The organism is Occallatibacter gabretensis, from assembly GCF_001449115.1.
GTDB lineage: Bacteria > Acidobacteriota > Terriglobia > Terriglobales > Acidobacteriaceae > Telmatobacter > Telmatobacter gabretensis.
In genome coordinates, this window is record NZ_LAIJ01000009.1 from 712808 (window position 1) to 738769 (window position 25962).

General features: G+C 58.6%; 20 protein-coding genes. 19 read left to right on the plus strand and 1 reads right to left on the minus strand.

Going from position 1 to position 25962, the window contains the following annotated elements:
- Positions 1 to 50: 50 nt before the first annotated feature.
- From VO84_RS09280 to purK, 16 genes are all read left to right on the plus strand, one after another.
- Positions 51 to 6104 carry a beta strand repeat-containing protein gene (locus tag VO84_RS09280; RefSeq protein WP_058187369.1) on the plus strand — a complete coding sequence of 2018 codons (6054 nt, stop codon included), beginning with the start codon at positions 51 to 53 and terminating at the stop codon, positions 6102 to 6104.
- A gap of 25 nt (positions 6105 to 6129) precedes the next feature.
- Entirely contained in the window at positions 6130 to 7653 is a 1524-nt protein-coding gene (locus tag VO84_RS09285) for a terminase (RefSeq protein WP_058187370.1), read from the plus strand.
- 51 nt (positions 7654 to 7704) lie between these two features.
- The gene (locus VO84_RS09290; protein WP_197413970.1) at positions 7705 to 8574 is read left to right on the plus strand and encodes a HipA family kinase; all 870 of its coding nucleotides are present in this window, start codon (positions 7705 to 7707) and stop codon (positions 8572 to 8574) included.
- A gap of 37 nt (positions 8575 to 8611) precedes the next feature.
- On the plus strand, positions 8612 to 9451 hold the full coding sequence (locus tag VO84_RS09295; RefSeq protein ID WP_058187372.1) for a DUF3037 domain-containing protein: 840 nt from the start codon (positions 8612 to 8614) through the stop codon (positions 9449 to 9451).
- A 230-nt stretch (positions 9452 to 9681) separates the two neighbouring features.
- Positions 9682 to 10971 carry a phage portal protein gene (locus VO84_RS09300; protein WP_231737854.1) on the plus strand — a complete coding sequence of 430 codons (1290 nt, stop codon included), beginning with the start codon at positions 9682 to 9684 and terminating at the stop codon, positions 10969 to 10971.
- A 141-nt stretch (positions 10972 to 11112) separates the two neighbouring features.
- On the plus strand, positions 11113 to 11628 hold the full coding sequence (locus tag VO84_RS09305; RefSeq protein ID WP_231737855.1) for a hypothetical protein: 516 nt from the start codon (positions 11113 to 11115) through the stop codon (positions 11626 to 11628).
- A 183-nt stretch (positions 11629 to 11811) separates the two neighbouring features.
- A complete protein-coding gene (locus tag VO84_RS09310) occupies positions 11812 to 12225 on the plus strand; it encodes a hypothetical protein (protein ID WP_058187374.1) in 414 nt (137 codons plus the stop codon).
- 124 nt (positions 12226 to 12349) lie between these two features.
- Positions 12350 to 13321 carry a hypothetical protein gene (locus VO84_RS09315; RefSeq protein WP_058187375.1) on the plus strand — a complete coding sequence of 324 codons (972 nt, stop codon included), beginning with the start codon at positions 12350 to 12352 and terminating at the stop codon, positions 13319 to 13321.
- A gap of 186 nt (positions 13322 to 13507) precedes the next feature.
- Entirely contained in the window at positions 13508 to 14131 is a 624-nt protein-coding gene (locus tag VO84_RS09320) for a hypothetical protein (RefSeq protein WP_058187376.1), read from the plus strand.
- Positions 14132 to 14134: 3 nt separating this feature from the next.
- On the plus strand, positions 14135 to 14569 hold the full coding sequence (locus VO84_RS09325) for a hypothetical protein (protein WP_058187377.1): 435 nt from the start codon (positions 14135 to 14137) through the stop codon (positions 14567 to 14569).
- 219 nt (positions 14570 to 14788) lie between these two features.
- Entirely contained in the window at positions 14789 to 15247 is a 459-nt protein-coding gene (locus tag VO84_RS09330) for a hypothetical protein (protein WP_231737856.1), read from the plus strand.
- Positions 15247 to 16212, plus strand: coding sequence for a hypothetical protein (locus tag VO84_RS09335; RefSeq protein ID WP_058187379.1), 966 nt, complete (start codon positions 15247 to 15249; stop codon positions 16210 to 16212). The genes VO84_RS09330 and VO84_RS09335 overlap by 1 nt, the downstream gene beginning before the upstream one ends.
- Positions 16213 to 16248: 36 nt before the next feature.
- On the plus strand, positions 16249 to 18552 hold the full coding sequence (locus tag VO84_RS09340) for a hypothetical protein (RefSeq protein WP_058187380.1): 2304 nt from the start codon (positions 16249 to 16251) through the stop codon (positions 18550 to 18552).
- A gap of 54 nt (positions 18553 to 18606) precedes the next feature.
- A complete protein-coding gene (locus VO84_RS09345; protein ID WP_058187381.1) occupies positions 18607 to 18834 on the plus strand; it encodes a hypothetical protein in 228 nt (75 codons plus the stop codon).
- Between the two features lie 94 nt (positions 18835 to 18928).
- On the plus strand, positions 18929 to 19447 hold the full coding sequence (gene purE, locus VO84_RS09350; protein WP_058187382.1) for a 5-(carboxyamino)imidazole ribonucleotide mutase: 519 nt from the start codon (positions 18929 to 18931) through the stop codon (positions 19445 to 19447).
- Positions 19444 to 20592: a 5-(carboxyamino)imidazole ribonucleotide synthase gene (gene purK / locus VO84_RS09355; protein ID WP_058187383.1), complete on the plus strand. Its 1149-nt coding sequence runs from the start codon at positions 19444 to 19446 to the stop codon at positions 20590 to 20592. The genes purE and purK overlap by 4 nt, the downstream gene beginning before the upstream one ends.
- A 41-nt stretch (positions 20593 to 20633) precedes the next feature.
- Here purK and typA read toward each other — a convergent pair whose 3' ends face one another.
- Positions 20634 to 22451 (minus strand): translational GTPase TypA, encoded by a 1818-nt coding sequence (gene typA, locus VO84_RS09360; RefSeq protein WP_058187384.1) that lies wholly within the window; start codon positions 22449 to 22451, stop codon positions 20634 to 20636.
- A 211-nt stretch (positions 22452 to 22662) separates the two neighbouring features.
- Between typA and VO84_RS09365 the strand changes: the two genes are divergently transcribed.
- The 3 genes from VO84_RS09365 to VO84_RS09375 all read left to right on the plus strand — a co-directional run bounded on the left by VO84_RS09365 (position 22663) and on the right by VO84_RS09375 (position 25912).
- Positions 22663 to 23316, plus strand: coding sequence for a hypothetical protein (locus tag VO84_RS09365; protein ID WP_058187385.1), 654 nt, complete (start codon positions 22663 to 22665; stop codon positions 23314 to 23316).
- 45 nt (positions 23317 to 23361) lie between these two features.
- Complete coding sequence (locus tag VO84_RS09370) at positions 23362 to 24393, plus strand: ComEC/Rec2 family competence protein (RefSeq protein ID WP_058187386.1); 1032 nt, start codon at positions 23362 to 23364, stop codon at positions 24391 to 24393.
- Positions 24394 to 24952: 559 nt separating this feature from the next.
- A complete protein-coding gene (locus VO84_RS09375; protein WP_058187387.1) occupies positions 24953 to 25912 on the plus strand; it encodes a carotenoid biosynthesis protein in 960 nt (319 codons plus the stop codon).
- Positions 25913 to 25962: the final 50 nt, after the last annotated feature.

Genomic DNA, 25962 nt, shown 5'->3' on the forward strand with positions numbered 1-25962 from the left:
GCATTCGGCAGATGCCCAAATTTTTGCCCTGGCGGGAAGAGGAAACTCACGTGCACACCTTCAAGCGACAGATAAGTACAGACAATCAGGCAATCGAGGCCGCTCGCCCAGGCCGTTTGCGCGCAGGCAATTCGCATAGAGACCGGTTTCGCGAAAACCTGATCCGCGCCGGACAGTGGCTCACGTATTGGCTCCTCTGGCTCGGCATGGTCTGGGCCGCATTCGCCCAGGGTGTCACCACCACCACCGTGCAGGGAACCGTCTATCTGGCCAATGGTCAGCCTGCCGCAGGCACATTGCAAATCAGCTGGCCGTCCTTCACCACCGCCGCCGGTCAGGCAGTCGCCGCAGGCAGAACCATGGTGACCATTGGCGCGGATGGCTTCGTCAGCGTTAATCTCTCCGCCAACCAGGGAGCGTATCCCGGCGGGCTTTTCTACACGGTCATCTACAACCTCTCGGATGGCAGCGTTCACACCGAGTACTGGACCATTCCCGCCGCCGCGCAAGCCACCATCGGCGGGGTGCGCGCGCAGATCATGCCTGCCGCGCAGGCCGTCCAGGCAGTAAACAAGGCCTATGTCGATCAGGCCATCGCAGCCGCTCAAGCCAGCGATCTCACGGCCAGCGGTGGCACTCTCACCGGGCCGCTCTATCTCTCCGGCGACCCAACCACGCCCCTTCAGGCCGCCGACAAGCATTACGTCGACGGACAATTCGCGCTGGCCCTCCCCCTCGCCGGCGGCGCGGCCACAGGACCACTCACCGCCGTGCAGCTCGGCGCCGTTTATCAGGTAGATCAGTTTCCCGGCACTGACATCGGAGCCAAGTTACAAGCCTGCGTCAACAACCTCAACTCCACCTTCGGCGGCGTCTGCGATGCCCGCAACTTTCCCGGCACGCTCACCATCGCCTCGAACGTAACCATCTCCACACCCAACTCAGTCATCGATCTGCCCTGCGCCACCATCACCACCAGTGCGCAGTTCATCGTCACCGCCGGCACCCGTAACGTCGTCGTTCACGGCTGCGGGTTCCAGGGCGGCTCCACGGCTTCAGGAACACAGGGCGGAACGGTCTGGGTCTACACAGGCACAAGCAACGCCTTCCAGATCGGCGACATGACCGGAGCCACGAACACGCCTGGCTTCTACATGCACGACATCAACATCAACGCCGCTTCCGCAGGAGCAAACGCCGCCGGCATTTACTTCGAGCGCGCGCAGGAGGTCCGTCTCGACGGCATCTACCTCAACGGCAATGGGAACGTCGGCCAGATGGGCGTCGTGCTCAACGGCGCAGGCAATTACGCAGGCGGAACCTTCATCGATGTCTACATCAACGCCTTCGGCATCGGCTGGCAACTCACTGGCGACAACGTCGGCAACTTCGCCAACGCCAGCACCTTCGTCAAGACACACGTCGTCTGCCCTACCAACAGTGGCACTCCCATCGTTGGCACCGTCGGCGTCAATGTGATCGAGGGTGACGGCAACACATGGTCCGGCGGCGACGTGGAAAGCTGCTTCACCATGTTCCATCTCGGCCCCAATGCCATCAACAACACCGTCAACGGACTTCGCAATGAGAACTCCACCGTTCAGTACCAGGCCGATTCCGGCTCCAAGGAGAATGCCGTCTTCACCGGCGGCACGCTCTTTACCGGCCAGTTGATAGACAACGGCAGCCGAAACAGCTTCTGGGATGCCTTTCACCGTACCGCCAACGGCATCAACGGCGATACCTATGCCAGCCAGCAGGACGCTACCCTTACCAATCACCTCCGCATCGGCACCGGCACAGGCAATGAGCGCGGAATGGAAAACGAGATCGTCACCGACTTCGGCGCGCGCTGGGAAGAAGGCTATTCCGACGCCATGGGAACCGGCTTCCAGACCTGGGCGCTTGCGGACAGGATCAACAACATCAACCGCGTTTCCGTCGGCCAGTATCTCTCCACCACGGCCAACGTCGTCACCAACATCGTGCTCAACAACGGCGGATGCTACACCACCAACACGCCGCCCACCATTACCATCTCCGGCGGTGCAGGCACCGGCGCCACAGCCGCAGCCAGCATGGCGGCTTCCACCAGCCTCAGCTGCAATGGTGGCGCGGGCTTCCAGGTCTCATCCGTAGCAGTCTCCGCAAGCGGCAGCGGATACACGTCAGCACCCACGGTCACATTCGCCGGAACCAACCAGCTCACCGCGCCCAACTCCGTCGCCGAAATCGTCTCCCAGGGCAGCACGAACAATCAGACCGTCATGAATTCAGCCGGCACAGGCGCCATCGTTCTCAATGGTTCCAACAATGCAGGCACCGGCGGCGTGGTCATCGGCTCCGGCGGCGCAACCAGCACCGCGATCGCCACCATCAGCAACACTGGCAACGCGCAGTTCACCGGCAGCCTCTCGGTGAATGGAACCTCACTCTCCGCAGGCACGCTGAGCGTTAAAAATGCTGCGGATACTGAAGTGGACTACTACCTGCAGCCCGGCCTTACTGCCACGCAAAAGGGATCTTTCACTTACAAGGACTACACCGGCACAAGCCAGTGGTACTTGCTTAAGGACGCGAGCAACAACTGGGCACTCAACTCCGCGCCCGGCAACATCGACATTCTCAAGGCTTACCAGAACACCAACTCCGGTGATACGTACCTCGACACCAGCAACGCCACAGGACATATCCGCTTGAACTACGAGACTGGTGCTGGCGCGGAAACCGACATCTATTCCGGCGGCAGCGCGAATCTCGATGCAGCCTTCCAGAGCCCCACTGCCATCAAGCTCCCTGGCCTTGCCGCTACCAGCGGCAAATACTGTGTGCAGGTCGATAACTCCGGCTACCTGTCCAATACCGGAACCGCCTGCGGTACCGGAACAGGCTCTGGCGGCACCGGCACCATCAACTCCGGCACCAACGGCCAGATCGCGGTTTATAGCAGCACCGGCACCACCATCGCCGGCGTCACCAATCTTTCAATCGCCGCCGGCGGCACCGGCGCCACCACTGCCGCAACTGCTCTCACCGGCCTCGGCGCTCAGGCCGCACTGCCCGGTGTCTCATCCAATGGAAGCAGCGGCCTCAACGTCACCGGCAGTGTCGCCGCTTCCGCCGTCAGTTCCAATACCTCTGTCTCCAGCGCCAACAATGTCATCAGCATCATGGCGCCGCCCTACAATGCTGCCTGCAATCTGGTGCAGTTCAGTAGCGGCTCTATCAGCTTGAACTCAGCGATTCTCACGGGGGCTGGATTCACAACGGCTCTCGTCGGCCGCACGATCATCGTCTGGGGCGCCGGCGCGAACAACGGAACCACGGCCAACCCCAACTATGGACCGCTCATCACCTCAGTCGCCAGCTTCCAGGGCGCAACGCAGATTACCTTGTCCGCAACCGCATCTGCCACAGTTCCCAACAACTCGAACAATCCAAGCGGAAACTTTGAAATCGGCACGGACGATACCTCCGCCGTTCAAGCCGCCTACAATGCAGCCGCGGCGGCCAAAGCCACACTTTTATTCCCGGCAACACAAGGGAACAACTCTTGCCTGATCGGAACCATCGATCTCAGCGCCGGCAGCAAGGTAAACAGCGCCGTGCCGATTCAGGGACAGGGCTCCGTGGCGAGTGTCGTAACCGGTCTTCCCGGCCAGGATGTCTTTCAGTGGCCGGATGGGCGCCCCATCTCATCGAGCTACTCCTATGTCAAAGGTCTGCAGATCACTGTTGATACCAGCATAGATATCTCCGGACCCTCCGGAAGCTACTCAAACCGCGTTACCGGCTTGGCGGCAAACGGCACTGGCAGCCTCACCGCCCTCTCTGCGGCCGTTACCCCCGGCCCGGTCAACTTTACGGGAGCAGCCATCAGCACAAACATTGCCCCGGGCCCGGTCAACTTTACGGGAGCAGCCATCAGCACAAGCTCGGACGGTACCTTTGACGAGTTGACCGTTGCCACGCCCGCCACGAACGGTGGAAACTTCAATCTGCTTCCATCATGGATGGTGATCGGTCAGCCTGTCTCAATTCCCGGCATCGGCCTGAATGCCGCCATTACTTCAGTGGCGGCGGGCGCCAATGGTGCGTCTCAGGTCACCTTCGCGCCCGCCTACAGCGGAGCGGCTTCCAACCTCAACGGCACCTGGGGCGCCGGGATCGCGCCGCCCTGGTATATCGGAAACTGCGGCTTTGCCGTCCCGGGCTCTAACGGCGCCACTATCGGCGGTCCGCAGATGATGTTTGAGGATGTCACCTTCCGCGCCGCCCCCGGCACGCCGGCATTCGCAAACCACTCCTGCGCCATGTTTTTCCAGCAGCCGCCTTACCGCTCGCGGTTCACGCGCATCACGGCGCAGAACCTCTACTACGGATATATCGAGGCGCTGCCCACATCCAACAACCAGATCACATGGACGCCTGATACAGCCACCTATCATGACGTGGATTTCAGCACACAGATTCCCTTCGTACAGTATGCGGGAAATCACCGCATTATCGACGGACTCAACATCTATTCCGCCAATCATCCTCTCGCCCTCGGGCCCTTCTTCCTGAACGGACCGCTCAACGGTGCGGGCAACTCCACTGTGACACATCTCTATCACGAGTGCTGGAGTCCAAACAGCGGTGAGAATCAGCGCTGGCAGGGCTCACAGTGGACCATCCTCGCCGGCTCGCTGACCCAGTGCGGCGGACCATATGTCGCATGGCAGGCAAACCAGAGCTTTGTCACGGACGTGCTCATTGGCGGACCGGCAATCGCAACGCCGGCGACTGCCGGATTGCAACTAAGCGGCAGCGGCAACACTTTTGTAGCCGCCAACCTGGCTCTAAATGCTAACAACTCACTTACGGCACTGGTGAACGATACGGGTTACGGAAATACCGTCACCGCCAACAACTCCAACTTTCCGCTTCTTCCTATGCGCGCCAATCTGCCGCGTTGCATTCCGGGCGAGTTCGATGGCAGCTTCCTGAGCGGATTCGCCGGCTCGCCCTTTACTTCGCGTTGCGGTCTCGTGCTGGATTACTCCACATCGCAGGTCAACGGACCGGGCGCATCCAGCGTAAGCTATGCGCCCAGCGTTCCCGGGGACGGGAACCCGGCTCCAGGCTACTGGTATACATCCACTCCTACGGGGGCAGTAGTGCAGATCAATGCGGCCGGCGAGCCCTGGGCGGTGGGTATGCGCGTTCCACAAACCTCGCAGATGTATCTCGTGGTCGGAGGGAAGGTTAGCACGGCGGGGTCGCAGAGCTTCGTCGTGTATGACAACACGGCAGGCTCGATTGTGGCTGCATGCTCCTTTACATTCAACGCGGCCAATACCTTTTCGATCCATGGTCAAAAGGGAGCGCCGGATGCCTGCGCATTCAGCACCGCATCCGTGCCGGTGGGCGATGTCCTGATTGTGCGATATGCGCCGGCAGCTGCGCTGGGAGCGGAATCCGTCGGCTTTATGGCCTTCGTGCCAGCAGAAACCGATCCGAAGACGCTGGCCAATGGTTCGACAGCGACAACGCAGACCACAACGGATGCTTCGACGCAGGTGGCGACAGATGCCTTCGTTCACAGCGCCATCGCCTCGCAGACCGGCTATCAATTGACGGAATGGACCAGTGGAGGCCAGAGAAGCTCTCCGGGTGTCGCATTCTCTTCTAATCTCACCGGGCTGTACAGCTTCGTGCTTCCGGGAAGCCTCTCGGCCTCGAAGGTCAGCTACACACCTTCCGTAGCCGATGCAAGTAGCTCGGACTTCTACGACATCGGCATCTACAACGCCTCAGGCGGGCTTGTATGCCACCTCGGAAACACGCCGGGATCGATATTTGCTCCAAACACGAACACAGTGACGCTCTCCTTTACCAGCGCCTGCGGCCTGTTTGGCGGCATCCGCTACTACCTCGGCATCACGGCCAGCTCAGCAACCGCAACGTTGGCTAGCGTAGGAGCTGTCATGGTGGCCGTGGGTGGCTCCGCTCCATCTGTCGGCAGTTCTACAACCGGAGGAGCCTTGAACTCCGCCATCACGCCCCCGGCCGATAACTGGAGCGCCTACGTCACCATGCCGCAGATTGCGCTGCATAACTAAACGGCTGGAAACAAGGGAGCTGAGCATGAATGTCGAAGAGCCCATACTGGGGGCAGAAAGCTGGACGCGGGAGGATCTTGCGCAGGTAGGCAAGATCCTGGACCGCAGTCCGGCCCATCTGCAAGGACGGACAGTATGCATGGAGTTGGCCGAGCAGCTGCTGTTCGTCCGCACCAAGGACGGACGCACGAGGCCGCTGCGCGCCAATGCCGTGCAGCAGATCTTCGAGCAGCGTCGCGGCCAGCGCAACATTGTCCTCAAAGCCCGGCAAATGGGGCTGACAACATGGACCGCCGCGCGGTTCTTTCTCAAGACCATCACTCACCCGGGAGCCATGACTGTACAGGTAGCGCATGCGCAGGATGCCGCCGAGGAAATTTTTCGCATGGTGCACCGGTTTCTGGACTGGCTGCCGGACGAACTCCGCGAAGGACCTCTCAGAACTTCGCGGCAGAATGCTCGGCAGATCGTCTTTCCGGAGATTGACTCGCAATACCGCGTTGTCTCAGCAGGCGACCGTAACGCCGGACGCGGATGGACGATTCAGAACCTGCACTGCTCGGAGCTGGCGCGCTGGCCGCTCAATCCGGCGGAGATTCTCGCCGGGCTGCGGGCTGCGCTCGCACCGGGCGCGGAGGTGATTCTCGAGTCCACGCCGGAAGGTACAGGCGGATGTTTTTACGAGGAATGGAAGAAGGCCGATGAGACAGGCACAGTGCGACACTTCTTTCCCTGGTGGATGGAAGCCCGTTATCGCGGAACTGCCGTAGATCTGGCTTCTCTCACAGAAGAAGAGAACAAATTGATAGAGCTTCACGGTCTGGATCTTGAACAGATTGGCTACCGCAGGCATCTGCGTGCCAGTTTTCACGGACTGGCGCAGCAGGAATATGCGGAGGACGCCGAAAGCTGTTTTCTGGCGAGCGGTGAATCGATCTTCGAGCGCGAACCATTGGAACGGCGCATTCTCGATGTACCCGAGCCGATGGAGACACGGTGCAATGGAGAGCTTCGCATCTGGCTTCCGGCCGTGCGTGGCAGAAGGTATCTGGTGGCAGTTGATCCCGCGGGCGGCGGCAGCGAAGGAGACTACTCCGCGGCGCAGGTGATCGATATGGAAACAGGAATGCAATGTGCGGAGTTCGCTGCACACATGGGCGGCTTTGAGCTGGCGCAGAAGGTGAAGGAGCTGGCCTGCGAATATAACCAGGCATGGTTGGCTGTCGAACGCAACAACCACGGTAGCGGCATTTTGGCGCTGCTTGAAACCGTCTGCACATATCGCAACATTTTCCGGCAGAGCGGACAGATGGGATGGTTGACCAGCTCCGTGAGCCGGCCTGCGATGCTGTCCCGATTGAACGCCGCGCTGGTGGAAAAGCCGGAGCTGTTCATGAGCCGGGAGCTGCTGGCCGAGTGCCGAACCTTTGTGCGGCTTCCCGACGGCAACACCGGCGCACGCGCCGGAACGCACGACGATCGCGTGATGGCAATGGCGATTGGGCTCGCTGCCCGCGCGGAGATGCTGGAAGGAGGGAACAGAAACTGATCACTGTACGCTAGAATCAGTCAAATCCTACAACGTGAAACAGGAGCGATTTTGGCGGTAGATGCAGTACAGCATATCCGGCGTATGCGCGGCGGCGCACAGGGGCAGTTGATGCTGGGCGAAGACGGTCACGTGTATGTTGTCAAGTTCCAGAACAACCCGCAACACACGCGGGTGTTGGCCAATGAGTTTCTGGCCACGCGCCTCGCCAGGGCAATCGGACTAACGACGCCCCAGGCGGATCTGATTGATGTATCGGAGTGGCTGATTGAGAACACGCCTGAACTGGAGATGGACCTTGGACGCAGCCGGGAGCGGTGCAAGCCAGGCCTGCACTTCGGCTCGCGTTTCGCCGGCGGATTGATGCCAGGCCAGGTTGTCGATTATCTGCCGGAGGAACAGCTGGCCGAGGTAAAGAACATCGAGGAGTTCGCTGGAGTTCTGGCGCTGGATAAATGGACCGGCAACGCCAACGGCCGTCAGGCCGTCTTTGTAAGAAAACAGCGTGAGCGAAGATATACGGCACATTTTATCGATTTCGGATATTGCTTTCATGCAGGGGAATGGCGCTTTGAAGATCTGCCGCTGCGTGGTATCTACTATCGCAACGTGGTTTACAGGGAAGTGCGTGGATGGGAGTCTTTCGACAAATGGTTGTCCCGGATCGAGAAGCTCTCCGAAGATGTGGTGTGGGAAGCAGTCAATGAGATTCCGCATGAGTGGTACGGCGGAAATATCTCCGAGTTGGAGGCTCTGGTTGAAAAGCTGCTTGCGCGGCGCGGAAAGATACGCGAGTTGATCGAGGCGTTCGGGAACTCCGACCGTCAGCCATTTCCGAATTGGGGTCTCGGCGATAAATTCGCTGCCAAAGACTGGAACGATTCGCGCTGGGAAGCTAGCATCGAAGGCAGAGTGAACTAGGCTGGAACGAATGAGAGCAGGGTGAACTAAGGAGACGATGGCGTCTGGAAGGCCAAGACGAAACTGTGAGTTTCAGCTGCTCCGATACGTACCGGATGCGGTCCGAAACGAGTTTGTGCATATCGGCGTGATTCTGCGCGAGCCCGGAACCGGCGAACCGGTTCAGGTCCGTTTTACACGCGATTGGCGCCGAGTGCGTTGTCTCGACCCGGAGGCCGACACGGCAATGCTGGAAGGCATGGAAAACGAGCTGCGCCGAACGTTGAGCGCAGAGCCGGAAGGCAAGCTGAAGCAGATTCTCTCCGAGTCGCTTTCGCTAAATGTGCAGATGACCGAACCGAAAGGGTATCTGGCAGAAAGCTTGCCCGCAGGAGTAGAAGAGCTAATGCGGCTGTATGTTGAACCGCCGCCGCGCGAGCGAGTTTCGAAGCTCCGCGGGCGCAGCGCGATTCAGGCCGCGATGCGCGGCGAGTTCGAACGTGCCGGCGTGTGGGAGCTAATGCGGAAACAGATTCGCGCCTCCGAATACACGCGTCCCGGAGACCCGCTTCGCATCGATGCGGGCTACCGGCCGAATGGAATCATCCGCATGTTTCATGCGGTAAGCCTGGAGCCAGGCGTGGAGATGGCGAAAGTGCTGGCCTTTTCGGCAGCCGGATTGCGGGCAGGAGTCGAGCGCATCGAGAAGGCGTCGCTCGAGCTGACTGCAATTATCGAGCCTGCAGCAAAGGTTAGAGCAACAGAAGATGAGCCGGAGCGGCTGGAGCTGTACCGCTTTGGAGTGGAAACCATGGAGGAGCACAGCATTCGTGTGCTAACCACCTCGGATCTGGGCCGCGTGGCGGAAACAGCGCGGAGAGAATTGCGCGTAGGATAATACGCGTCGGTCCAGGACGAGAAAAATAATCGCAAAATATGCAAAATAGTTTGCACATAATTATCAAGTTTTCTGCTAGCATTGTTTTTGTAAATGAGAGGAGCTGAAGACGGCAGCGCGGATCGCGCTGAACGGAACAGGCTCTGACAATCGGATTTCGCAAAAGGCATGGCCTCAGGGTCATGCCTTTTCGTTTTTATGCCTTGAATACAAGGCGGGAGAAGAGGACCATGCGCGTGAAAATGGGAGAACAACTGAAGCAGATCTGGCGCCAGGCGACGAGCGGCGGGGCGAGCCGCGAAACACTGGAGGCGAGCGCTGGTTCCGCCGATGCAGCACGCAAGACGCTGGCGCTGCCTTCAATCCTGAGCCCCTTGATTGGAAGCGGGCGACTTTCAGGACAGCACCTTCCCAAGCCCACCCCGGCCAATCTGCGCCGTTTTGCGGAGACGCCGGTAGTGCGGCGCGCCATCAACGTAATCAAGGATCGGATCGCTGCCATGGACTGGAATGTGCGCATGCGGCGTGGTGTGCAGCTAGAGAAGGTGGCCTATGTCGAGCGCAAGTTGCGAGCGCTCCGCCGTGTGCTCGAAGAGCCGAACGCCACTGATAGCTTTCGCACACTCATCGAGCAGGTCATCGAGGACGCGCTCACAGGCGGCTACGGCGCCATCGAGATGGAGACCACTGACGAGCCCGAGCGCCCTGCAATGCTCTGGCCCGTCGATGGGGCATCGATCCGCATCAACGCCAGGTGGGACGGCGATCCCGAGACGCCGCGCTATGCACAGGTCGCCCTCGGCCAGGTACCTACGAACGCTGTGGATCTGCTCGACAGCCAACTCATGTACATCCGCATGAACCCTCGCAGCTTTACGCCCTTCGGGCTTGGGCCGCTCGAAGTTGCTTTCGAGACTGTCAACGAATTTCTCTCCGCGCATCGCTTCGCGGGCAAGCTGGCCGCGAATGCCGTGGCACAGTATGCGATCTGGCTCAATGAGGCCACACCACAGCAGCACGACCGGCTCATTCGCTGGTGGCAAGACGAGATCGAAGGCACGGGCCGCGTACCTGTGCTCTCGACTGAGCAGAAGCCCGAGGTGCTTCGCTTCGCGCAGGGCACCGATGCTGATCTGCGTCTCGCTTGGCAGGAGTTCCTCATTCGCATGGTGGCGAATGCGTTTGGGATTTCACCGCTGATGCTCGGACTCGAAGCGGATGTGAATCAATCGACCGCCTCTGAGATGGCCGACGAAGCCTTCCGGGGTGCGATACAACCACTGGCCACGCTTATCGCGCAGCACATCACGCGCGATCTCTTTGACAAGTGCATTGGCTGGCGGGAATTTGAATTTGTCTTCAACGATTTGAGCGCGCGCGACGAGCAGACCGAACTGCAGGTACAGGTACAGCTTCTGCAGGCCGGTGTGCTCACAGTAGATGAAGTGCGCGCCATGCGGGGGCTTGGGCCGCTCCCGCAGAAAGGGGAGCCGAACTTGGCAGCGGTTTCCCATGACTGACAGCCGGTCGCCATCTTCGCCGGTGGATACAGGGTACAGGGAGCGGCGGAGATGCGACCGGCTGCAGTTGAAGCAATACAGCAACAAAAATAACTGCCGGAAGTCCGGCGGACCGCGGGGAAATACATGAGATTGGAAGCAATGGCACTGAGGATCCCTCCCGTTGAAGGCCACCCTAACCGGGTTCCCTTCGAAGGAGTTCTCACTATCGTGAATCAACCAAGTGACCAGGCGCCTTCGGGCGCGCGCGGTCATCGTGTCATGCTCACGCATGCGGCAGCGGAAAAAGCGCTTGCCTCATTGCTGGGCATGGCCGTGGATTACCGTCCCGGCTGGGACGGCCACGATGCGAGGCGCAAGATCGGCGTCATCACAGAGGCTACCCTGGCGGGCAATCGAATTATCGTGAGCGGCTACCTCTATGCAAGGGACTTCCCCGATGTAGCAGAGGCGATTGAAGCGCAAACACCCACCGCGCTCGGTATGAGCTATGAACTGGCGGATGCGCGCGTGGACGATATGCGTGCCGAAGTCTGGAAGCTCACACGCGTCACCTTTACTGGCGCGGCGATTTTACTGCGGGAGAAGGCGGCATACCGTGCTACCAGCTTCCGTATGAAGAAGGAGAAGCCGGAGCGCGCTTCCAAAGTGGCGTAACTGCTTCTTCTTTCTCTGGACGGAGCGCCATTTTCACGGAACGGCAAGTGGCACGGCGCTCCGTCCCTTTCAAGATCCGGGCAACCGGAAGCACGGAAGGCTCTGCGAACAGCGTTCGCGGGGCCTTTTCATTTGTTGGCCAAGTCCTCCCCTGGACGAATCACAACACAGAAAGGAAACAGTATGGAAAGGGAATCGCAGGATGTAACGGCACGGCTGGAGGCCGCGGCCAACCTGCTGGAGCGCACGCTCGGCTGGCTTGAAGAGCGGCAAAACGCGCTCTCCGGCGAAGTGGAACGCATATCCGCAACGGTGGAACAGAGCCGCCGTGAAGAAGAGCTGGCCGCGAAGCTGGAGGCCATGGAAAAGGAACTGGCGGAATTGAAAGCCAGTGCTGCTCAGGCAACTCCAGCGCACTCGGCGCTTGCGCCGCTGCGCAAAACAGTACCGAGCGCCACGCTCGACATGCTGGCCAAGCATGGCGTCGGCGAGGGCCCGGTGGACGCGCGAACGCTGGATGCCGCGCTCTCAAGCCTCAGCATCGAGCAGCGGATCGCAGTCAAGAGCCAGCTGCTCCGCGCCGGCGCAATCGCATAACTACGGTGAACAGCAACTAGTGAACGGTGAACAGCAATCTGCTGATCGCTCGCCACTGTCCACTGCTCACTGTCCACTGTCAACCGATCACTCGTAGTACACCCCACGGAGGGGCAGAAGAATCATGAACGCATCCTTTGCAGACATCCATGCCGCGGCTGACTATATCGGACCCGGTGCAATCGAAGTTCCGCTGTACCAGACTGAGATCCTCGACATCTGCCGCAGGGCCAGCCCCTTCGGCCAGCGCATCAAGCAGGTGCCGGCCACGGGTCATCCATCGCGCTATTTTGAGGAGACTGCGATTCCGAACCCCGGTGCAACAGCCGGTTTTGTGAATCCGCGCTCCATCTCACCGACGGTTGTCTCACCCACACGCGTGGAGCGCAGTGTGCCGCTCAAGGCGCTTGTGTCGCAGCTGAACTACAACCTCTTCGACATCGAGCTGGGCAAGCAGCAAAAGCAGTTCGAGTATCTGCAAGCCAAGGATCTTGCAGACACGGTCTCCGGCCTGATGGTTACGCACGACGTTGCGCTGTGGAACGGCAACGACACCAGCCTCACCACGCCTACGACCAACCAGTACATGGGCGTGGCGGCGCAGATTGCAGCGGGCGGCAACACTGTCACCGTTTCCACCTCGCAGAAGATCATCACGACCATCAAAACCGCCGTGGCGCAGATGGTGGCCAGCAGCGGCTTCCATATCCGCCCCACAGCCATTTATGCCAACCCGGTACTGCTGGACCTGATGGATCAGGAAATGCTCACCGAGTACAACGTGGTCCTCAACACCACGGAGATCACCGGTGGCTTCAAGGTTAAGGCCATCACCACCCAAGCTGGCGAACTGCCGCTGATTCCTGACTGGAGCCTGTCTTACACGGGAACTCCGGGTTCGGGCACCGCGGTGCTGCCTGCCTACATCGTGACGGAGGACCTGATTGAGTACCACTGGCTCGGCGATCCGGCTCCGCGCATTCTCCAGCTCGGCCTGCCTAACTCTCTCAGCAACCAGTATGTGGCTGTGAAGTTCGGCGCACCGGTGGTCAAGGGTGCGACCTACGCACACTACCAGGTGCTGGTGGATCGCTAAAAAGCGGGGGACGAGGGAATGAGGGATTGGGACCGATAAAAACACTTTGAAAATGCTGGCTGCTTCAGTTGCAAGTCAACAGCCGGAGAGTTTTCAATGTGCTGGTATTGGTCCCTTGGTCCCTCGTTCCCTTAGCTCCTCGGTTCCTTTTTCTTCATTTCTGCTTTTCCTGAAAGGATCTCAGCAATGGCCTATCTGCAGCCATCCGATTACACAAACTATGGATTGCCGGCCACTACTACGGCGGACTGGATCACGGCCGCGACAGCCCTGATTAACAGCTACTGCAGGCGGCCGGACCTGAACGTCATTCAATACACGGAGCGTCTGCGCGTCACGGCGGGGTCGCAAACAGTGCATCTGAGCTATCTGCCGCTCGCATCTCTGGCTCCGGCCACTTTGCCACTCGTCAGCATTCAGGGCCGCTACGCGCGCCCGCGCCGCGGCGAGATGGTGGACACGCCGATGCTGGAACTTGCGTCGGCCTTTTCGCTCCCCGGTCAATGGGTCACCCTCGATCCCACCACGGTCGATTTCGATCCCAATACCGGCGAGCTTACGTTGCCTTGGAATCTCTTAGGACTTCCCTACAACGAAGTCTCGGTCACTTACACTGCGGGTCTCTCAACTATTGGCGATGACGTACTGAGCGCCTGCGCACAAATCGTCCGCAATGCCCAGGCGCAGCCCGCGCTGAACTCGAAGTCGTCCAAGCTCGACACCATGCAGATGCAATATTTTTCCAGTTCGCTTATCGACGAGACAGTCCAGGCATGGCTTCGTCCCTACATTGCGAACAGGCTGGGGTGAGCCATGAGCGATACGTCACCGCGCAACCCCACTGCCGCGCAGCAGATGCTGGCCGATGCGTTGCTCCGCAGCGTTGGAGGAGCAAGCGCACAACTGGTTGTCACAAATACGAGCACAGATAGCGCAATGTCAGAAATGGGTCTGGTTGCCACGGGCTTCGGCAGTGTCATCGTAAGCCCGGTGGTGATGCGAAAGCTACGCCCGACGTGGCAGGAAGGTAATCAATCGAAGTGGGAGCTGTTCGTCTCGGCTACCAGCGTTGAAGAGCAGGTGGGCGCGCTCGATCTCGCATCCGCTCAATCGCTCTTCGCCATGACGCTGAGTGTCATTGTTGGCGAACAGAGTTATCTCATCGAATCCATCGCCTCCAATGAAGCCTTCGGCCAGATCTATCTTTACCGTCTCCTGCTCCGCGAACAACGGCAGCAAGCGGTTTAACGAAGAGATCAGGGGTCAGAGATCAGTCTTGATCGCACTATCCCCGACGCTCATCTTTTCAGATCAGTTTTTTCAACTTCGGTCTGCTTCCGCGAAAGCACGAACCGGGAAAGGAACACAGGAAAACAAGGGGGGGGTTCACCGACCAGCGTTTGCTGATCTCTGATCTCTGATCCCTGATCCCTGTCTTCTATGCAGAACGCAAAAGATTCTTTCTACATGGCGTTGCGCACACAGCTCGTCGCCATCAATCCGGATCGAACCATTCTGCTGCGTGGCGCGGTCCGGCCCGGCATTCTTGTGGAAGAAGCGGAGGCTCCATTTCCGCAGCTGCCGGACGATGTCTATACACTGCGCTGGCTCTCGCTCGGCGTGGATGTCGATCTCGCCTCTACGCTTGTCGCTCAGGAATGCGAGGTCCTCTACTCCACTTGCGGTACGCAGAGCTTCGGTGGACTTGACCGCGGCCGTCTCCTGAGCGCAATGGACGAGGAGATCACCTCAATGCTGCAGCCCTTCTGTACACCCAAGCTCAGCTACGTGGTCAGTCCCCCCGCAACCATGCTTACTCAGGTTTTCTGGGATGAGCAGGTCTTTGGTCCCATCGTCACGCAGCGTGATCGTATTAGCCGCGTGGTCAAGGTTCTTGTCTACAGCTATCAGGAGCAGGGTGAGTGATGTCCACCACGAATTGGTTTTCCAACTCCGCGCCGGTAGCGCGCCGCGTGCGCGCCTACTTTGCGCCCGTCAACCGCGCCGCGCAGACGCCAGTCCTCTTTGATCCCGCTGAACAGGGTGCATTCAACTTCACTGCACCGCCTGCGCCGTGGATCGACCTCGGCTGGATTCAGGGCTTCACGCGCAAGTCCACGAGCAAAATAGGCGCGATCAACACTGGCATTCCTGCTGCGCCACTCGATCAGATCCGCGAAACCCTCTCGGCCCAGGTCCGCTTTGAATTCCTCGGCTGGACCAAGCTCACCATGGCGCTCGCTACCGGCTCGCAGCATATGAATCTGCTCGCGCCCGCATCCGGTGCGGCTCTCGCGGCAGTCGGAGCTCACGCTACACCCGCGACGGCCGTACAGAGTGGTTCCACGGCCACCACCATCGCGCTGTCCTCTACTATCGGTTTCACTGCGGGTCAGGCCGTCGCAGTTGATATAGACAACACAGGCCAAACCGGCTACGCCGGCTCGCCTGTCTCCGGCGCCTACATTCGCCAGGCTATCTCGGATACCGATTACATTCGTCGTATCACCTTTAACGTCGCGCTAATCTCTCAGGTCACCTCTACTACCCTCACGCTGGCATCTCCGCTTCCAGGTGGCGTGCCCGCCGCAGGAGCCAAGGCGCAAGCCGTTACTGGATTCGTCGACCGCGAAGGTGGCAGCTTTTTTCAGGAATGGTCCGCGCTGTTCGTTATGGAAGGTTCGCAGCACGAACGCATCTTCTTCCACTATCCGCGTCTTCAGCCTGACACCGGAGCGGAAGAAACAAATATCGCGCTCGCTTCAAAAAGTAAGCTCGAACGCATTTCGCTCCATGCACAGTTCACCGCGCTTCCGGTCACCGATCCGCTCGACGGTGAACGCATTCTCTGCTATCGCAGCTTCCTGCCTGCGCCCAACGCGCTGGTCTAACCAAACCAACCATCTTGCATAGGAACCTTCCTCATCATGATCATCACCATCCAGAGCCAGAACTATACAACGACGCTCGACTCCGCACACCCGCTGCTCATCAAGCGCACACTTAACGAGCCATCTGTCTGCGAGCTCTGGCTAAGCCTGCCCGCAAACGGTTCCTTTGCTGTTCCTGTACGCAATCAGTCGCTTGCCGTCACAGGAGACGATGGCACGGCCTACTTCACTGGCTACATTGCTGCCGCTCCAATGCCGGAGTATGCGGGTCTTGCGCTGGAAGGGCCGCGCTACCGACATGCTGTCCGGGCCATCAGTGATGAAGTTCTCCTCGATCAGGTCCTCATGACACCCAGCAAAGGCGCCAGCGGTCAGAGCGCAGGTGCACTCATGACTTCGCTCGTCACGCGTACCGGAGCCAGGTCTCTTGTCACCAGCTCGCTCAATCTCAATCTCGAGGTCAGCCACTTCGCGCCGGACGCCGGCACGCCCTTCAGTGGGTGCGCCTCACAGGTCGCAGGCCAGGTCCGTGCAGCTTATCGCGCGCTTGCCGGCCAACTCAGTCTCACGCCCGTTCCCGGCACCACGCATCCGCTGAATGAGACCGACGGCAGCCTCACGCTTTCCAATCTCACTCTCACCGCAAGCGCCAAACGCGCCCTCGCCAACGACATCACTGTCTGCGGAGAAAACGAGGCATGGGCCTACGCCACCGAGTACTTCCTTGGCGATGGAATTACCACACAGTTTCCGCTCTCCGCCGATCCCTACTACATCGCCTCATCAAAAGCGAAGATCATCACGGAGCTCTTCAACGAAGCCGAGATTAATCCCGCGGTTTGGTCGGCTAACCCTACCTACTTCGGTATCGGAGCAGCCGGCCTTACAATGATGGGCGGAAACGGCCGTGATGGTCAGACGCCTCTCACATGGATCGATCCCATCGAGATGGGCGGGACTCTCATGTTAGAAGTCGACGGCCTGATACTTGCCGCCAACAGTACCGGAATCGTCGGCGGCTTCTTCTCCGGCCTCCTGACGGCGGCATCCTGCATTGCAGGCTTCCAGGCCACCGCGCAATCCGGCACGGGCGCCGTAAGCCTGCAACCGATCGTCATCGGCGCTGCGGCCGGTACCAGCTACGCCGTTAATCCGGCAAATCAGTACACCCTCCGCGTCCGCGTCCATTGCCAGGATCAGGAGCGGATTCAGGCTACCTATTACTCCTTCGGAGATAGCGGAGGCATCAGCGGTGGCGGCAAAATCAATCTCGCCGGAGCCAATCTCCTCTTCGAACTGGTCGAGATCGTCGACGGCGTGGCAGGCATGCCCGTCATTCTTTATGACGGCACCATTCCCAATCTGCCGGACACCTGCAGCATTCTGCCTGCCAGCAGTATCAATCTCCAGGGAACCATGCGATCCTTCAGCCTCACCAATCTCGGTTCGGGATGGGTTGTCTGCACACCTTCAGGCGGAGCTCCCTTCACGCGTCGTGTTGGGCCTTCCACGGCCAACTCCGAGTGCGAAGTTGAGCGTACCGGCAAGCTGGCCTTCTATACCGGCTACGTTCCTCCAGTGGGCGAGCAGATCGCCGTTACTTATCGCACGCAGGGTCGCGCAGTAGGGCGCGCTGTCAACTCCGCCAGTCAATCCACTCTTGCCGCTGCTGGCCTGCCCTCCGTCTCGGCATGGATTGGCTCTGTCACGAATCCGCCCGCACGAAGCTCCGCCGATTGCCGCACGGCCGCCTCGGTGATCGTGCAGGCATCCTCCGGCGTCAGCGCCCTCTGGAGCGGGACTTACAAGGGCACACGCCAGAGTTTTGCTTCAGACGTCTGGCCGGGCGACGAGCTCCAACTCAACGCAACTTCATTTAGCCTGAATGCTCAGGTTGTCGTCCGCACCGTCGAGATCACCTACACGGCCAGCTCGCCCGACCTCGTCCAGTACGAAATCACCTTTGCCAATGATTGGGCTGACGATCTCGCCATCAAGACCAGCATTACTGTTCCGGCGGAGACCTGGCTTCCCGCAGCCACCGGCTACACACCCATCGCCAATCTCAACGCGCTCGCCGTCACCGCTCTCTCAGGCAGCAGCGTCACTGTCGACACCGGCGTTGCTCCACCCACTGGCGGCGGCTTTGAGGTTCGCACTCGTGATTTCGCCTTCATGCCGGGCAGCGATTCTACGCTCGTCCTGCGCGGCTCCGAGCAGACGCTCACCTTCCCACGCCTCTCGGCCAATGATCGCTTCTATATTCGGATGTTCGATGGCTCTATGCCGCCCAACTATTCCGAGTTCTCGACGGCACTCTTCATCAATCTGCCGCTCTGATCGGAACCAGTCATTTCCAGTTCCCGTCCATTGTTCATTTACGGAGTTCAACCAATGCGCATGATGAATGAATTCGAAGCCCAGGTCTTGAGCGACCTCTCCGTCCTCAAGTCGCAGATCAACGGCCTCATGGGCGACGGCAACGGCGGTCGCATCGCAGAGCTCGAGCGCCGCATGGAACGCCACGAGCAGAACTGGCAGCGCGCGAAGGGCTTTCTCGCCGCTGTCAGTGTCCTCTTCGCCGTCCTTGAGGTCGCGTTCGAAGCCTGGCACAGGCACTGAAAGGGGATACCCCTCCCCCCGCGCCATCAGAATCTGTATTTCTGTAAATCTGTGATCTCGCAACCAGTGCAACGCTCCTACTTATAATGAACAAATGAGCCAGCAGCCGGCAGCCAGCCCTATCGTGGGCGTCGTTATGGGCAGCAAGAGTGACTACGAGGTCATGTCCGCTGCAGTCGAAATCCTCCGCGAACTCGAGATTCCGTACGAAGCAAAGATCGTCAGCGCACATCGCACGCCGGACTTGCTTTTCAGCTATGCGGAAACAGCTCGTGAGCGCGGGCTGCGCGTCATCATTGCCGGAGCCGGCGGAGCTGCACACCTGCCCGGAATGCTCGCCGCAAAAACGCTCGTCCCGATCCTCGGCGTGCCTGTGCCCGCCACGGTTTTGAACGGCCAGGATTCGCTGCTTTCGATCGTCCAGATGCCCAAAGGCGTTCCAGTCGGCACTCTCGCCATCGGCAAGCCCGGCGCGGCCAACGCGGCCCTGCTTGCCGCAGAAATTCTAGCTATAACCGACGCGGATCTCTATGACCGCCTCGCCAAATGGCGCGCTGCACGCACGCAGCAAGTGCTCTCGCAGGAGCTTCCTGCCGCGGAGCTAAAATCTTGAGCAGTGGAGTGATTGCACCCGGCGGAACCCTTGGCATTCTTGGCGGAGGCCAGCTTGGACGCATGATGGCTATGGCAGCGCGCACCATGGGTTATCACGTCCGCGTCATGGACCCCGAGCCAAACTGTCCGGCCAGCTTTGTCGTAGATGAAGTCGTCGTGGGGAAATGGGATGATGTTGCTGCAGCCGAGCGGCTTGCGACAGCAAGCGACGCCATTACCCTTGAAATCGAACAGATCGGCGTGGATGCTCTCTCGCGCGTTGCGGCCATCGCTCCGCTACGTCCGGGCGTTGAGGCCATCCGCATCATCCAGGACAAGACGCTGCAGAAACCGTGGCTCGCGAGGCACAATTTTCCTGTCGGCCCTTTCCGCATCGTCCAATCGGAAGCCGAACTGCAAGAAACTGTTTCAGCCCTCGACAACCAGGTCTTTCTCAAGATCGGACGCGGAGGCTATGACGGGCGTGGGCAAGTACGCATTGGCCTCGACTCACCGACAACCGAAGCATCCATCGCTGAAGCATGGAAATCTATAGGTCAAAAACCTGCTGTCGCCGAGCAGGCTCTCGATCTCGACTTTGAGATCTCTGTCATGGCCTCACGCAATCCGTCGGGTGAGGTTCGCAGCTTTCCCGCCGCCCGCAATCATCACGAAAACCAGATTCTTGCCTGGAGTGTTCTCCCCGCTGGCATTTCACCCGAGCTCGAAGTCCGCGCAGAATCTCTTGCAAGCGAAATCGCTGCAGCTCTTGGTATCGAAGGCCTGCTCTGCGTTGAGATGTTCGTCACCAAACAAGGCGATCTCTTCGTTAATGAACTCGCACCCCGTCCGCACAACAGCTACCACCAAAGCGAGCGAGGTTGCAACACGAGCCAGTTTGAGCAAGCTGTCCGCGCGGCGCTGAATCTTCCGCTTGGAGATACATCGCTCATCAGCCCATGCGCGATTGTGAATCTCCTGGGCGATGTCTGGTTGAACGGCGAACCCAATTTCGGGGCGGCCTTGCAGGTTCCGGGCGTTCGCCTACACCTGTACGAGAAGCACACGCCTCGCGCAGGCCGCAAGATGGGTCATCTTTCAAGTGTTGGCGCGACTGCAGAGGAAGCTCTGGAATGTGTGCTCGAAGCAAAACGGCGGCTCTGATTAGAGCCGCCATGCAAAGAACTAACCGCTAGAAGCTACTTTTACGCTTCCACCTTATCGCGGCGCTTGGGACGCTGGTTGGCCTGCAGAATCTTCTTCCGCAACCGCAGCGACTTCGGCGTCACTTCTACCAGCTCGTCATCGGCAATGAACTCGATCGCCTGTTCAAGGTTCAGTGCCCTGTATGGAACCAGGCGAATTGCGTCGTCGGCGCTCGATGCACGCATGTTGGTCAGCTTCTTTTCGCGCACCACGTTCACATCGAGATCGTTGTCGCGTGAGTGCTCGCCTACCACCATGCCTTCGTAGACATCGACGCCGGCGCCGACAAAGAGAATGCCGCGTTCCTGAAGTCCATTCAGCGAGTAGGTCGTCGTCAAGCCGTTGCGGTCGGCAATCAGCGCGCCCGTGGGCCGCTGCGGAATCTCACCCTGGTAGGGAATGTATCCATCAAAGAGCGCATTCATCACAATCGTGCCGCGCGTTTCGGTCAGCATTTCCGAGCGCAGTCCGATCAGACCACGGCTTGGTACGCGGAACTCCATGCGAACGCGCCCCGAACCATGATTGTGCATCTTAGTCATCTCACCCTTGCGCGGTCCGAGCTTCTCAATCACCACACCGGTGTGTTCTTCCGGCACGTCGATCGTCAGATGCTCGACCGGCTCCATGCGCGTACCGTCCACCACCTTGGTGACAATCTCCGGGCGACCTGCCAACAGCTCGTAGCCTTCGCGGCGCATCATCTCAATCAGAATCGCAAGCTGCAGTTCGCCGCGGCCCAGCACCTTGAAGGTATCGGGCGAGTCAGTCTCGTCCACGCGGATCGAGACGTTCGTCAGCAACTCCGTCGCCAGGCGCTCACGCAGATTGCGGCTTGTGACGTATTGGCCTTCGCGGCCGGCAAATGGCGAGTTGTTCACGCTGAACTGAATAGCGATTGTCGGTTCATCAATCACAATGAGTGGCAGCGGCGCGGGATTCTCGACGCTGGTGATGGTCTCACCGATGGTGATGCCTTCGACGCCCGCCACAGCTATGATGTCGCCCATCTCAGTTTCCGTAGTTTCAGTGCGCTTGAGTCCGTAGAAGGTGAAGAGCTTGGTGATCTTCGTCTTCTGCAGTGAGCCGTCGCGCTTCGAAATCAGAACTTCATCGCCGGCATGAAGCGTGCCCTGAAAGACGCGGCAAATCGCAATGCGGCCGAAGTAATCCGAGTAGTCGAGATTGGTGACAAGAATCTGCAGCGCACCGTTCTCATCGCCGGTGGCCTGCGGGATCGTCTTCACAATCGTCTCGAAGAGCGGCTGCAGGCTCTCTCCGGGCGTCGCCAGATCAAGCGTCGCAGTGCCCTGCTTGGCCACAGCATAGAGAACCGGAAACTCAAGCTGTGATTCGTCTGCGTCGAGGTCGATGAAAAGATCGTAAATCTCGTTCAGAACTTCCTGTGGGCGCGCATCGGGCCGGTCAATCTTGTTGATGCAGACAATGGTCGCCAGCTTTGCTTCCAGCGCTTTAGATAGCACGTAGCGCGTTTGCGGCAGCGGGCCTTCGGCTGCGTCAACGAGGAGCATCACGCCATCCACCATCTTGAGAGCACGCTCGACCTCACCGCCAAAGTCGGCGTGGCCCGGCGTGTCGACGATGTTGATTTTGCCGCCGCCGTAGTGGATAGCTGTGTTCTTGGCCAGAATGGTGATGCCGCGCTCGCGCTCGAGCTCATTTGAATCCATCACGCGATCTGCGACCTGCTCATTGGCGCGGAAAGTTCCGGACTGGCGAAGCATGGCGTCTACGAGGGTGGTCTTACCGTGGTCTACGTGCGCGATGATGGCGATATTGCGTATCGTCTGGCTCACTGTATGTAAAATTCCTGTTCTGCGGATCAAGCCCCGATTGCGGCCGCATGAAGATGGAAAAGGCGGGCCATAGAGGAGCGATAAATCACGGATTTTACCGCTACTGCGGCAATTCTTATTCTACCAGTTAGCCGATTTTCCTGCCCTATCCCCGTTTACATCTCATAAAATCCGCTCAGAAACTACGCAAAGGACCGTACAATTCATCGCAATGATCTGGTCCATCCTCAGTGTTTATCTCGCGCTCACGCTTGCAGGGTTAGTGTTCAGCTTTGCCACACGTAAATCAGGATTGCGTTCGGCTATTCACTTTTTTACGGGCATTTTGCTGGTAGTCATTGCCTTGATTGCCGTTGTCGCAGTCCTTTTCTGGGAGGCTGAGCCGCCATCTCTTAGTTCGTTGCAGAACAAGTTCGCATCCAGGCAAACTGACTTAAGCCGGATAGTGCAAATGTCGAATGAAGATACTGACTTTCCAAGAATCGCTCCGGATTGGTTGGATCAGAAAGTTAATGGTGCCTTCGAACAACATTTTCAAAGCGAACATAAAGCAGCGTTACCTGATGCACGATGGAATGTGTATCGCGTGCTTTTTGAACGCAACGGGATCAAGCTGGGTTTCATCCGTAATGAGTACGGCGACGTTTTCATCATGGCCGATTCGATCGGTCTTCTGAATCGCGGACATGCAACCGGCTATCTCTATTGCGCGCAAACACCTGCGCATGATGCCAATCGCTATGCTCCGTGTATCGCTGAAAAAGATTCGGGAGCACAGCCATTCAAAGACAATCCGCGTCAAGAGGCATATTCCTTTCAGAAGGTTGCTGAATACTGGTTTGCCTACGATGAAGGGCCGAGTTAATCCGTTGGGACAATAACTCAACTTTTCAAGTACACTTGCCGCGCTATGAAATTCCTCTTTTCTATACGCTCCTTTCTTGTCCTTGCTATGGCCTGCTGCGTGAGTCTTACTGCTGTAGCGCAAAAGGCTGACAAACTGCTCATCTACTCCATCGACGTGGAGGGCGGTCAATCTACCCTGCTGGTTTCTCCGCAGGGTAGCAGCCTTTTGGTTGATACAGGCTGGCCGGGAAGCAATGGCCGCGACGCTATGCGCATTCAAGAAGCGATGAAGGATGCCGGCATCACCAAAATCGATCATGTGATGATTACGCACTTCCACGTGGATCATGTGGGCGGTGTGCCGAACCTTGTACAGCATGTCAGCGTGGGCGAGTTCATCGATCATGGTGAGAACCGTGAGGACTCCGACATTACGCGACATGACTATGCCGCCTACCTCAAGGCCATCCAGGACCATCCTCGCCGCATCGTCCATCCGGGTGACACCATTGAGATTCCCGGCCTCAGCATTATTGTCCTCACGGCAGACGGAGAACACATTGCTTCCGTTCCGGGCGTGAAGGCGGAACCCAATGCTTATTGCGCGAGCGAGCCGAAGTGGGATCTCGATACGACGGAGAATCCGCGCTCGACGGGAATTCTGGTGCGCTTCGGCAAGTTCCGCTTTCTTGACCTTGGTGACCTGACGAAGGCTAAAGAAATTCCCCTTGTCTGCCCAAACAATCTCATTGGACGCGTCGATCTCTACCTGGTGAATCACCACGGCTTCAACCTTTCGAACTCGAAGGCTTTTGTGGATGCGATTCATCCGCGCGTAGCGATTATGAACAATGGCGCGCACAAGGCCGGCAGCCCGGAGGCCTGGCAGACGGTGCATGAGAGTCCCGGTCTGGAAGACCTCTATATGGCACACACCGCCGAGGACTCCGATGCGGCGCACAACAGCCCGGAAGCGCTGATTTCGAATCCGAAAGGAACGGCGAAAGACGGCGCTTACTTCAAGGTGCTGGCAAGCCGCGACGGCAGCTTCAGCGTGACCAACACGCGGACCGGGCAGACGAAAGAGTACAAGTAGGGCCGCAGCTTACAAAAATACAGAATCTGTACGGGAGAAGCGCTACGTGACGCCGAGATGCGGTTCTTTTTCAAAGGTTTAAGCTGCGGCGAAGCTTACATATTTATAGAATCTGTACGGGATAAAAATTCTACTTTTCCCTATCCGAACTCCGTGTAAGTTGTTTATTTTCAATTCTTTGAGGCCAGTTCTCGACTGAAAAGAAGGTGCGAAAATGCGGCCAAAATGCGGTGAAAATGACGTTTTTGCGCTCCGAAATTCGTGCCAAAGGGTAGAAAGAAGAACAGCCGGACTAAATTCCATGCTTTAGCAGCTTCCTTTGCTATGTGGTTTAAGGCACGAAACCCCATAATCTTGTGCAAACTATTTTGAAGAAAATTTTGTGGGCGATGAAACGGGCCGGATGCCGAATGATTTGTCTTTTGTGCAGGTGACAGGCAGGTTTTGAACACGTGGCTAAAGCCCATTTCCCTGAAGCGCGTCTATCGGCACGGCTGAAGCCGTGCCCTGACACAAATCCGACTCAAACTGACCAACTGCTCCTGTGTAATATGGGCGCATGCCTCTCTATCCTGGAATGCCTTACGGCCCAGCGCCTGCGTGGGCGCTTCCTTTCTTCGATTGCTGCATCATCTTTCTCTTTGTTCTGTGCCTGCTGGATGCATGGAGGCGTGGGCGCGGCGCGATCTCGTACCTGCTGGGCGGGATGTGCTTCGGGTTGGTGCTGGAATACCTTGAAGTGGCTTCGCACAGCTATACCTATGGGCATTTTCTGCTGATGCTGGGCCATGCGCCGATGGATATTCCGGTGAGCGTGGGCTTGGCGTGGGGGATCATCCTCTATACATCGCGGCTGTTTTCCGATGGGCTCCGTTTGCCGTGGGTGGCTGCGGCGGCGCTCGATACCCTGCTGGCGCTCAATCTCGATATGACCATGGATGTAGTGGCCTACCGGATGCATATGTGGCATTGGGACTGGACCGGGAGCGGGCTGGACCCATTGAAGGCAGAGTGGTTCGGGATTCCTTATGCGAACTTCGTGGGGTGGATCTCAGTCGTCTTCTTTTACTCGTTTTTCAGCCGGCTGTATGAGCGCACGGTATTCAAGCGCCCGAGCTTGTGGCGATTTCCGGCGGTTGCGGTGCTGGCGCTGTTTTCGGCCCAGGTAGAGCTGCTGGTGACGGAGTACTTAGTCTTTCACTGGCTGAATGCCATCCATATAGGGTCGGGATGGCGACTGTTGATTGAGGCTGTGGTTCTGCTCGGGCTTGTGGGTTGGGGGATGGTGCATCGCAGCGGGGGTAGGCGGAGCAAGATGCCGGGTGTGGCGCTGTGGGTGCCTGCGTGGTTTCATGTCTACTTTGTGATTGCGCTTGTGGAACTGGGATTTTTTCGTGAGAGCGCGTGGATGACGCTGGTGGCTGGGGTGAATATAGCGATTGGGCTGGTGATTCATTTGTGGCCTGCGTTGGGGAAGAAGGCGGGGGCGGGGGCGCTTGTTTGGGCTGAGACGGTGTGAGGGCGGTCCGGTGAGTTGGCGGGAGTGTTATCTCAGGTCCCAACACCAGG

What these genes read in the sequence shown, in the direction of transcription:
- VO84_RS09370 (WP_058187386.1), top strand. Translation starts at nt 23,362, where the DNA reads ATGAAATTCCTCTTTTCTATACGCTCCTTTCTTGTCCTTGCTATGGCC.
- VO84_RS09335 (WP_058187379.1), top strand. Translation starts at nt 15,247, where the DNA reads ATGTCCACCACGAATTGGTTTTCCAACTCCGCGCCGGTAGCGCGCCGC.
- VO84_RS09375 (WP_058187387.1), top strand. Translation starts at nt 24,953, where the DNA reads ATGCCTCTCTATCCTGGAATGCCTTACGGCCCAGCGCCTGCGTGGGCG.
- VO84_RS09285 (WP_058187370.1), top strand. Translation starts at nt 6,130, where the DNA reads ATGAATGTCGAAGAGCCCATACTGGGGGCAGAAAGCTGGACGCGGGAG.
- VO84_RS09340 (WP_058187380.1), top strand. Translation starts at nt 16,249, where the DNA reads ATGATCATCACCATCCAGAGCCAGAACTATACAACGACGCTCGACTCC.
- purE (WP_058187382.1), top strand. Translation starts at nt 18,929, where the DNA reads ATGAGCCAGCAGCCGGCAGCCAGCCCTATCGTGGGCGTCGTTATGGGC.
- VO84_RS09320 (WP_058187376.1), top strand. Translation starts at nt 13,508, where the DNA reads ATGGCCTATCTGCAGCCATCCGATTACACAAACTATGGATTGCCGGCC.
- VO84_RS09310 (WP_058187374.1), top strand. Translation starts at nt 11,812, where the DNA reads ATGGAAAGGGAATCGCAGGATGTAACGGCACGGCTGGAGGCCGCGGCC.
- VO84_RS09325 (WP_058187377.1), top strand. Translation starts at nt 14,135, where the DNA reads ATGAGCGATACGTCACCGCGCAACCCCACTGCCGCGCAGCAGATGCTG.
- VO84_RS09330 (WP_231737856.1), top strand. Translation starts at nt 14,789, where the DNA reads ATGGCGTTGCGCACACAGCTCGTCGCCATCAATCCGGATCGAACCATT.
- VO84_RS09365 (WP_058187385.1), top strand. Translation starts at nt 22,663, where the DNA reads ATGATCTGGTCCATCCTCAGTGTTTATCTCGCGCTCACGCTTGCAGGG.
- VO84_RS09300 (WP_231737854.1), top strand. Translation starts at nt 9,682, where the DNA reads ATGCGCGTGAAAATGGGAGAACAACTGAAGCAGATCTGGCGCCAGGCG.
- VO84_RS09305 (WP_231737855.1), top strand. Translation starts at nt 11,113, where the DNA reads ATGGCACTGAGGATCCCTCCCGTTGAAGGCCACCCTAACCGGGTTCCC.
- VO84_RS09295 (WP_058187372.1), top strand. Translation starts at nt 8,612, where the DNA reads ATGGCGTCTGGAAGGCCAAGACGAAACTGTGAGTTTCAGCTGCTCCGA.
- VO84_RS09315 (WP_058187375.1), top strand. Translation starts at nt 12,350, where the DNA reads ATGAACGCATCCTTTGCAGACATCCATGCCGCGGCTGACTATATCGGA.
- VO84_RS09345 (WP_058187381.1), top strand. Translation starts at nt 18,607, where the DNA reads ATGCGCATGATGAATGAATTCGAAGCCCAGGTCTTGAGCGACCTCTCC.